Origin of the sequence: Bacillus cereus group sp. BfR-BA-01381 (assembly GCF_022663555.1) — a bacterium.
GTDB lineage: Bacteria > Bacillota > Bacilli > Bacillales > Bacillaceae_G > Bacillus_A > Bacillus_A pacificus.
Genome location: NZ_JAKUFR010000171.1, coordinates 1 through 4,007 on the forward strand (window position 1 = coordinate 1; position 4,007 = coordinate 4,007).

The following is a 4,007-nucleotide window of genomic DNA, read 5'->3' on the forward strand; positions in this document are numbered from 1 at the left end:
AATTTAACAAGAAATACGCCTCCCGTAGCTAATAAAAATAACACTACTTTCCCCTTGTTTTTCACTTTCAGTTCCCTTTTCATTTCTATTCCCCTTAGTACGTTAAAAATATTTAATCAAACGTTTGTTTAACTGTCGTTATGCATATGTAAGCCAACTAATCAAACGTTTGTTTAAAAAGAAATACGCCCGTTATAGGGCGTATTCTCATCAATCACCGCCGCCTCCGCCACCATCGCAACTACCTCCGCTATCTCCACCGAAAGATCCTCCACAATCATGTGATCCTCCATGCGAGCTATCATTATCAGATCCAGCAAAGAAAAATAATGGTGATGAGTTGTTAGATGAATTATGAATGTTATTTTGTTTCGTAAGATTTACCTTCTTTTTGTTCGATCGAACTGCTGTTATGATCGTTCCAACTACAACAAATAATAGTATGACAATAATAAATTCCATATAAAAGCCTCCCTTAATCTTCGAATAATTGAATGGTTCTTTCTAGATTTTCAAGTGAAATGAAGCGCGATTCACGAAGGATCTCTTTTCCATTATAAAATAATAAAACTGTTGGCCCTGTAAATACTGCATATCGCCCCGCAATTTCTTGCATGTCTTGTAGCAATATCTCTATTTTCTCTACGTAATCATAATTCTCTAATACGTAATTTACTTTCCTTAACATAACATCACAAACACCACAATTTTCTGTTTTAATAAACAGAAGTACTAATTGTTGTTCTTCAATATATGTCGCTAATTCTTCTATCGTTTCAAATGTATTCATCTTATCTCTCTTAGCGTAATTTACGAAATACTTTATCTTGATACATACGAAAAGCTGAACTATCTTTAATCTTTCTCTTTTCCATTACCTGCTGAAAACGAAGCATTTTTGCTGTTAACTCTTCTTGTAATTCTTTTCTCTCTGCTTCATCATAACAGCACGCAATTAAGTCTTCTATTTTTAATATATCTTTTTGTAGTTCCATTTCTGGTGGAATCATACCCGCATTTTTTAAAATTTTATAACTCATTCTAAGTTCTGGAGGTACCATTGAAAGGTCTTCTAATTGTAGTGGTTTTCCTTTTCCTGGAATATGATCAAGGTCTCCATTCCGTATTGCTTGTCGAATTTTTTCTTCAGCAATGTTCAAAAAGACATCCACACCACTCGCTCCTTTACATATTTTTACTATTATTTTACATGATATTTTCTCATCTCGCTACGCTATTACAAATTGACTTCATACAATTTTTTCTCAAATTTAATTACAAGAAGCCTTTTCCCCCCTAATCAATATTTTATTTTCATGTGTAATCCGTATTAGAGCCACTTCATATTGAGAAAGTCTTTTCGAGTCCAATAAAGCGTTTACACCAAATCTTACATTTGCTACGATTTAATCACCCCCAGCTCCCTTGTATAGACTTCGTGATGTCTGATCATTTTCTATCTAGACGTTTCATACGTCTAGATTCATTTTGGTTTATTGGCGCATGCCTTTAAATATATTTTTTATTTTGAAAGGAGAAATGACTATGAAATCAAAAAAGTTCACACTGCTATTACTATCCCTACTACTCTTCTTACCTCTTTTTCTCACAAACTTTATTACTCCAAATTTCGCATTAGCAGATTCACCAAAGCAAGGTCAAAAAGTTGTTGGGTATTTTCCTTCATGGGGCATTTACGGACGTAATTATCAAGTTGCAGACATTGATGCATCAAAGCTAACTCATTTAAACTACGCTTTCGCTGATATTTGCTGGAATGGAAAACATGGAAACCCTTCTACTCACCCCGATAATCCAAATAAACAAACGTGGAACTGTAAAGAATCTGGTGTACCACTGCAAAATAAAGAAGTCCCTAATGGTACTCTCGTACTCGGTGAACCATGGGCCGATGTCACAAAATCTTATCCTGGCTCAGGTACAACTTGGGAAGATTGTGATAAATACGCACGCTGCGGAAATTTCGGCGAACTGAAACGATTAAAAGCTAAGTATCCTCACTTAAAAACAATTATTTCTGTTGGTGGCTGGACTTGGTCTAACCGCTTTTCTGACATGGCCGCTGATGAAAAAACAAGAAAAGTATTCGCTGAATCTACAGTCGATTTCCTACGCGAATATGGATTTGACGGCGTTGATTTAGATTGGGAATATCCGGGCGTAGAAACGATTCCTGGTGGTAGTTATCGTCCTGAAGATAAGCAAAACTTCACCCTACTCCTTCAAGAAGTTCGAAATGCATTAACGAAAGCTGGTGCAGAAGATGGCAAACAATATTTACTAACAATCGCATCAGGTGCAAGCCAACGTTATGCCGATCATACAGAGCTAAAGAAAATCTCTCAAATACTGGATTGGATTAATATTATGACATATGATTTCCATGGTGGATGGGAAGCTACTTCTAACCATAATGCAGCTCTATACAAAGATCCAAATGACCCAGCAGCGGATACGAAATTTTACGTAGATGGTGCGATAGACATTTATACAAATGAAGGGGTTCCAGCAGATAAACTCGTATTAGGTGTACCTTTTTACGGACGTGGATGGAAAAGTTGCGGAAAAGAAAATAACGGCCAATACCAACCTTGTAAGCCAGGTAGTGATGGAAAACTCGCTTCTAAAGGTACTTGGGATGATTATTCTACCGGTGATACAGGTGTATACGATTATGGTGATTTAGCGGCTAATTATGTTAATAAAAATGGTTTTGTTCGCGGATGGAACGATATAGCGAAAGTACCTTATTTATATAATGCGACTACAGGTACATTTATTAGCTACGATGATAATGAATCTATGAAATATAAAACAGACTATATAAAAACAAAAGGTTTAAGTGGCGCAATGTTTTGGGAGCTTAGCGGAGATTGCCGTACAAGTCCAAAATATAGTTGTAGTGGGCCAAAATTACTTGATACGTTAGTAAAAGAATTACTAGGTGGACCTATTACTCAAAAAGATACTGAGCCACCAACAAACGTAAAAAATATTGCTGTTACAAATAAAAATTCAAACTCAGTTCAATTAAACTGGACTGCATCTACTGATAACGTAGGAGTTACGGAATATGAAATTACTGCTGGGGAAGAGAAATGGAGTACAACAACAAATAGCATTACAATTAAAAACTTAAAATCTAATACAGAATACAAATTTTCAATAATAGCAAAAGATGCCGCTGGGAATAAATCACAGCCTACTTCTATTATTGTAAAAACAGACGATGCTAGCACAACACCTCCTGGTGGAAATAACAATGCTACCTTTTCAGTCACTTCAAATTGGGGAAGTGGTTACAACTTCTCGATTGTAATTAAAAATAGTGGAACGACCCCTATTAAAAACTGGAAATTAGAATTTGATTATAACGGCAATTTAACACAAGTTTGGGATTCTAAAATTAGTAGTAAAATAAATAATCATTACGTAATTACGAATGCAGGATGGAATGGTCAAATTCCTCCTGGTGGATCGATTACAATCGGAGGAGCAGGAACAGGCACTCCTGCTGAACTTACAAATGCATCCATTAGCGAAAACTAAACGTAACTTCCACTAATTATTTCACTAAAGTTTGAATTTAGGTTTGATTCCTCTCTCCTAAATTCAAACTTTTAATTTTATGAAAAATCACAAATAAACATTATAATAACCTATTATAATTATATTTAGTTTCCAATATGAAGTTCGTGTGAAGTTCATCTGAATTTTACATGAATTTCCTTTAAGCTCTATTGTCTTCCTATACTAATCACATTATCCTTTACATATAGGAATTATTTTTATTCCATTTCAAACTATCTATATATATAAAGAAAGATAGTCGCCTATTAGGGAAAGGCATCTAGTATTATTATAAATATAAACATAACAAAAGAAAAAGCACGCTTATAAGCGCACCATAAGAGTGCTTCTTCATACAATTCTCATGTAAAAGTTCTCGAAAATCATGTTAATCACAAAGAAAAGGCATTAGCTTA

At 34.8% G+C, this 4,007-nt stretch carries 4 protein-coding genes and 1 pseudogene; 1 reads left to right on the top strand and 4 read right to left on the bottom strand.

The genetic code is table 11. The annotated features are described in order from the left end of the window. From MR079_RS27795 to MR079_RS27810, 4 genes and pseudogenes are all read right to left on the bottom strand, one after another. Positions 1–83: pseudogene (locus MR079_RS27795) on the bottom strand (histidine kinase); the annotation flags it as partial. Between the two features lie 127 nt (positions 84–210). Then, complete coding sequence (locus tag MR079_RS27800; RefSeq protein WP_016716355.1) at positions 211–462, bottom strand: hypothetical protein; 252 nt, start codon at positions 460–462, stop codon at positions 211–213. Between the two features lie 13 nt (positions 463–475). Then, positions 476–790: a thioredoxin family protein gene (locus MR079_RS27805; protein WP_073530579.1), complete on the bottom strand. Its 315-nt coding sequence runs from the start codon at positions 788–790 to the stop codon at positions 476–478. 10 nt (positions 791–800) lie between these two features. Further along, complete coding sequence (locus MR079_RS27810) at positions 801–1,172, bottom strand: DnaJ family domain-containing protein (RefSeq protein WP_242295042.1); 372 nt, start codon at positions 1,170–1,172, stop codon at positions 801–803. 373 nt (positions 1,173–1,545) lie between these two features. Here MR079_RS27810 and MR079_RS27815 point away from each other — a divergent pair, with 373 nt between their 5' ends. Beyond that, positions 1,546–3,570 carry a glycosyl hydrolase family 18 protein gene (locus MR079_RS27815; RefSeq protein ID WP_242295043.1) on the top strand — a complete coding sequence of 675 codons (2,025 nt, stop codon included), beginning with the start codon at positions 1,546–1,548 and terminating at the stop codon, positions 3,568–3,570. Positions 3,571–4,007 lie beyond the last annotated feature (437 nt).

Coding starts and splice junctions, on each gene's coding strand:
- MR079_RS27800 (WP_016716355.1), bottom strand. CDS start 462: ATGGAATTTATTATTGTCATACTATTATTTGTTGTAGTTGGAACGATC.
- MR079_RS27805 (WP_073530579.1), bottom strand. CDS start 790: ATGAATACATTTGAAACGATAGAAGAATTAGCGACATATATTGAAGAA.
- MR079_RS27815 (WP_242295043.1), top strand. CDS start 1,546: ATGAAATCAAAAAAGTTCACACTGCTATTACTATCCCTACTACTCTTC.